Raw genomic sequence first — 5,070 nt, forward strand, 5'->3', positions numbered from 1 at the left:
GGTCGAAAATATCATCACGACGTACCAAAAAAATAGTTTTGGTGATAACGATGACAGCTATCTTGAAGTTGAAACCTTGTATTTGCTGATGTACGTCACACGCTATATCCGCACGCAAATCACGAGTAAGTTTGCTCGCATGAAGCTCGTGAAAAACGGTACCCGCTTTGCGCCCGGCTCGGCAATTGTGACACCCAACATTATCCGCGCTGAGTTAATCGCCCAGTATAAGGCACTGGAATACAACGGTTATGTTCAGGATTCAAAAAGCTTTGCAGATGGGCTGATTGTTGAAGTCAATGCGCAGAATCCGAACCGGGTAGATGTGTTATGGACGGGGACACTCATCAATCAGTTGCGCGTCTTTGCACTGCTCAATCAGTTTCGCTTACAACCGGCAGCATAAGAGGTAAACATGGGTAATACATCAAACAGACTCGCGGGTACCGCTTATGTCACTGTTGACGGCATTCGAATAATGGTCGCAGGGGATTTCACCTGGAGTCCCTCAACAGTCACCCGTGAAACCTTAACGGGCATGGACTACGTACACGGTTACAAAGAGAAACCCCAGGCGGGCTTTATCTCCTGCAAAGTCCGTGACAGTGGCGGAACAACTGTCGCGGATTTTAATGACCAGACTAACGTCACAATCGTTGCTGAAATTGCGAACGGTAAAACCATTATTGGCGAGGGTATGTGGACCGTCAACACGCAAGAAGTCAACAGCGAAGATGCGACTTTTGAGGTGCGCTGGGAAGGCACCTCGGTAACAGAAAATTAATTTGGAGAATCAGCATGTTAGAAACAACAAAAACTATCGTATTGAACACCCCGATTGAAAGTAATGACGGCAAAGTCCGCTACGAGCAGATCGACCTGAAAGAACCGGTATTGATTCAGGTTGAGCAGTTTTATGAAGCGCAGAACAAATCAAATCATTCAATTGCCGCTATGCGTCTGTTGATTTCATTGGTTTCAGAAATCCCCGAGCCAGTACTGAAAAAAATGTCTATTAGTGACTTCTTGCAATGTCAGGAGTTTATTTTAGGTTTTTTGGACTCGAAGCGCTCAATAGCTGGCAGCAATTAGCCGCTGACGTCACATTTTATTATAAGTGGGGGCCGCGTGATACGTGGCTTCTGACAAGATCACGTCTTGAATGGTGGGCTGAACAAGCCAATCGGATGAATAAGGAGCGGTCCAATGGCTAATGCTTTTGATTTTGAATTAAATGCTGATGAGAATGTCACGAAAGTTATCGATGAAATCAATGAAAAGCTGAATGGTCTCAATCCCAACCTGGCAAAAACCAGAGAGGGGCTGAAATTTGGTGGTTCTGAGTCGACGGATGGCGTAAATGTACTTGGCACAAAGCTACGCGATATGTCACGTTACGCCAAGGATAATGTTCAGCATATCGGTGACATGGTTCCACCGCTTAAGAACTTTGGTGAGCTTGCGGCCAAATACGGCGGGATAGGGGCTAAATTAGGTGGCGTGGGGCTTATGGCATATGGCGCAACAAAAGCCTTCAACGCAATGAAAGAGGCGGGAAAAAATGCCTATAACATAGATGTAGGTGCTAAAAACTCTGCAATGAGTACCGAGAATTTCACTAGATTGGCTGGCACTATGCGGATACTGGGTGCAAGTGCGGATGATGCTTTTCACTCTGTAGAGGGGTTATATAAAGCTTTCAACGAACCATTACAGGTTAGAAATGCAAATCAATTAGCTCAATTGAATGGTATGGGGGTACATATCTATGAAAATAAAGATGGCACAGCAGATGTGTATAAAACCATTCAAGAATTGGCTAAAGAGTTTCCTAAATATTCCTCAGATAAGCAAAAGACAATTGCGGATTTTCTTGGGCTTGATGAACATACGTTGGCCCTATTGAGGGATGGCGCCAAACTTAAAGAGCTATTAGCTAAATCTGATGAGTTCGGCTTGACAGTTCCAGACAGTCTGAACCAGCAATTAACTAAAGTTAATTCCCAGTTGAATGAAATATCAGCAAAATGGGAGGGTAATACGGAAAAATGGAAAAATCAGTTTTGGCTTTCAGATCCAGGGCAAACAGTACTTACAGTTTTGGATAAAACAGTGACAGATGGGGTTACATCTGGCTTTTCATTATTTAATTTTAATGCTGGAGGTAAACAAAGGGAGCTTTTGGAAAAAGCGCAAAAAGATGAAAAATTCAAAGACACTCTAACATGGAAGGAATCATTAGATTTAAAGCTTACATATGCATCCGAAGACCTTATTAAAAAATTAAATGCGTACTATTTCCCAAATTACAAAGAAAAATCTATTGGCGACAAAGTACCTGATCCATCTAGGGTTGCTGAACCGCCGAAAATAGAACCTCCTAAGTATCCCGATCCTTACGGAAAACCAGTGAAAGACTCATTCGGTTTGAGAATTAAAAATCCGGGAAATGTACGCGACGCACCTAATGGGATAGGGTATGTGCAAGGGAAAAGTGGAACATTTGTTAAGTTTGGTAATGATCACGATGGCCTCTCTGCATTAGCTCGTCAGTTAATGCTGAACGGCGACAGGGGAAAGAATACCGTTAATAGCACAATCAGCACCCATGCGCCGCCAGGAGACATAGATAGAAATAATACTCAGGCATATATTAACTTTGTTTCAAAAGAGACGGGCTTTCTTCCTAATCAACAGTTAGATATGCATGACCCTAAAGTACTTGAAAATCTGATGGTGGCGATGATCAAACAAGAAAATCACGGCCAACAACCGTTTAGCCAAAAACAGATCACGGATGCGATAAACGCCGCTATCTTTGACCCGAAATGGCAGGGTTTGCGTGACAGATATTATCTAGGCCATCAGCGCATGATGAATCAATCCGCACCGCTTGAATCTGATAAAAGCCCCCCTTCTACCTTTGCAAATCAAGCAAATAATAGCGAGCTTGCTCAGAACATAGCCGACGCGATTCAATCGGCAATTGGTGAAAACAAACTCCAGGTAGAAATCACGATTGTCAGCAATAAGACTGGGGAACGGCAGCAATTTAATGCAAAAACTGGGGGTAGAGTAACAACATCTATGCAGTATCCTTGAAAACATTTTATTTCCCATTCTTCAATGTAATTATTATCATATTTTGAATAGGGTTATGAATGGGTGACATACGGACGTGGATAACTGAATAGGTAATGTATAAATATGACTGAGATTTGGATTGTCCTTATAGTATTCATAGTCTCGCTAATGATTGTGCGCTCTTCAAAGTCAACATGGTACAGATCGATAGCTACCGTAATAGCTTCGTTGATTGGTGGGGTTGGAATTTTAGCGTTGGTTGTTTTCGTGTTTTTTAGTTCCAGTTCTGATTGTAATTCTAATACTGGTGGTTTTTACGAGAATAATGGCGTGCTTTGTCATGACAAAGAAAAAATTTCAACGTTAACAGGTAAAAGCGATGGAAAAATTACACCTATCACCAAGTTTATCATTCTAGATAAAGACAAAGCTCTTGTTTACCCTAAGGATATGGAAGCTCAAATCATTTTTACCGAGGATGGAGAGCTTAAAATAGTAACATATGAAGACTATAAGTCTTGGAAAAGGCTACATGAGGAATATGAAGTCCCTGTCACGCTCAATGTAGATTATAAATGCCGAGGCGGTTCATCCAAGAGATATTTTAATGTATTAACTGCCCCTCAAAAATTAAATAATGATGGTGCTAAAGCTATTTGTTATAGAGGTGAGGATTATACACAAATGTTAGCTGAGCAATCTGATCAAAACGGATTAGCTGGTGACGGTCTTAGGATCACCTCTACATGGAAAGTAAAAGACCTCGAAGTTATGTATGTTGCTTTATACAATGATAACACTGGGAAGGCTGCTATTGAGCGCGTGTTTCTAAACAATGCCGGAAAATTATCATTTTCTAGAAAGTTGATTGTGAAAAGCAGAGATATTCCAGATGCAAGTCCTGATGCCTCGTTTACTTTGTTTGGAATTGATGGGTCTGATGTCAATTTTAATATGGTTTACTTTAATGTTAATGAGCCAACATCAACAAGTATTTATCGATTCAAGGAAATACCAGGACGAGTTGATCTGCCCGCGAAAGTATCATTTTTTTCTGGTGGATCAGGTTTATGGGTTGGTGATAACGGTAACATTTCTGTTGGGTTTAGTTATATTGAGAACATACAAGACGGTAGACAATGGCGTGAAGAGCTTATTGATAAAAAAGGGAAAAAAGCATGTGACTTGGTATCGGAGGATATCGCGCCTGCTTTTCTCCAGCAATGCAAGAAATGAGTGAATAGCCCTCATGGAGTTTTCGCGCACCACCTTGCAGTCAGACAGTGCACCATTCATAAAAACGACTTTATGAACATGGAAAACCGCTGGTAGTCACCCTAGGCCAAGGATGGCTTAATTTAGCTTAAGTATATTTTTATTTGTCCGGTCGATTAAAAAATGTAACAATGATCAAATGTTAGTCAGATTAAATGCTTCCCGTACCAAGGGGTTCTGATAAATGGCACTTTGAGATTAATGTCACGTGAAAGAAGTTACACAATAATTCGCATTGACATAAAAATAAAGTTAACATATATATTAACTATGAGCTAAGGATGATGATGGAAGACGATGGGAAACTAGAGCCTGTATACAATGGCTCAAAGTTTACGGTAATCCACTGTATTGGTGCTGTTGAAAGCTTTTACGAATCAGCCAAAAGCCTGGTTAAGCAAAAAGCAAGAACTATGGAAATGCAGATAGTCATTCAAATAAAACGCCTTGCGGATGGCAAAAGAATGGCTACAGATACGTTCGTTAGCGAAGGTAGTCTTCCATCCGATAAAAAATTTTATGCTCTTAAAAGGATCCCGATAAGGGGTTATCTTTGGTTTTCGGAGTCCAGAGGTGGTGTTTGTTTTATAAGCCATTATGTATACAAAGATTACCCAAAATTAAACAAATCTAACATCCGCAAGATCCACTCTAACTGGAGAAGAATCGAGGAGGATGGACATGAAAAATGATCACATTTTTAACAACGAA

6 protein-coding genes are annotated in these 5,070 nt (G+C 40.9%); all 6 read left to right on the plus strand.

Annotation, left to right across the window (positions count from 1 at the left end; genetic code table 11):
- A partial coding sequence (locus ACGF5R_RS23475) for a phage tail sheath C-terminal domain-containing protein (RefSeq protein WP_387693007.1) occupies positions 1 to 406 on the plus strand: 406 nt, incomplete at its 5' end.
- Positions 407 to 415: 9 nt separating this feature from the next.
- Positions 416 to 784, plus strand: coding sequence for a phage tail tube protein (locus tag ACGF5R_RS23480; RefSeq protein ID WP_112879688.1), 369 nt, complete (start codon positions 416 to 418; stop codon positions 782 to 784).
- Positions 785 to 798: 14 nt separating this feature from the next.
- Positions 799 to 1,092, plus strand: coding sequence for a phage tail assembly protein (locus tag ACGF5R_RS23485; protein ID WP_387693009.1), 294 nt, complete (start codon positions 799 to 801; stop codon positions 1,090 to 1,092).
- Positions 1,093 to 1,206: 114 nt separating this feature from the next.
- Positions 1,207 to 3,102 carry a hypothetical protein gene (locus ACGF5R_RS23490; protein WP_387693011.1) on the plus strand — a complete coding sequence of 632 codons (1,896 nt, stop codon included), beginning with the start codon at positions 1,207 to 1,209 and terminating at the stop codon, positions 3,100 to 3,102.
- Between the two features lie 105 nt (positions 3,103 to 3,207).
- Positions 3,208 to 4,320, plus strand: a complete 1,113-nt coding sequence (locus tag ACGF5R_RS23495; RefSeq protein WP_387693013.1) for a hypothetical protein — start codon at positions 3,208 to 3,210, stop codon at positions 4,318 to 4,320.
- 320 nt (positions 4,321 to 4,640) lie between these two features.
- Positions 4,641 to 5,051 carry a hypothetical protein gene (locus ACGF5R_RS23500; protein WP_112879855.1) on the plus strand — a complete coding sequence of 137 codons (411 nt, stop codon included), beginning with the start codon at positions 4,641 to 4,643 and terminating at the stop codon, positions 5,049 to 5,051.
- The last annotated feature ends 19 nt before the right edge of the window (positions 5,052 to 5,070 follow it).

It is taken from the genome of Photorhabdus sp. RM71S (assembly GCF_042879355.1).
Taxonomy (GTDB): domain Bacteria; phylum Pseudomonadota; class Gammaproteobacteria; order Enterobacterales; family Enterobacteriaceae; genus Photorhabdus; species Photorhabdus kayaii.

Excerpts from the sequence above, each read along its gene's own strand:
- ACGF5R_RS23480 (WP_112879688.1), top strand. The coding sequence starts at position 416 with ATGGGTAATACATCAAACAGACTCGCGGGTACCGCTTATGTCACTGTT.
- ACGF5R_RS23485 (WP_387693009.1), top strand. The coding sequence starts at position 799 with ATGTTAGAAACAACAAAAACTATCGTATTGAACACCCCGATTGAAAGT.
- ACGF5R_RS23490 (WP_387693011.1), top strand. The coding sequence starts at position 1,207 with ATGGCTAATGCTTTTGATTTTGAATTAAATGCTGATGAGAATGTCACG.
- ACGF5R_RS23500 (WP_112879855.1), top strand. The coding sequence starts at position 4,641 with ATGATGATGGAAGACGATGGGAAACTAGAGCCTGTATACAATGGCTCA.
- ACGF5R_RS23495 (WP_387693013.1), top strand. The coding sequence starts at position 3,208 with ATGACTGAGATTTGGATTGTCCTTATAGTATTCATAGTCTCGCTAATG.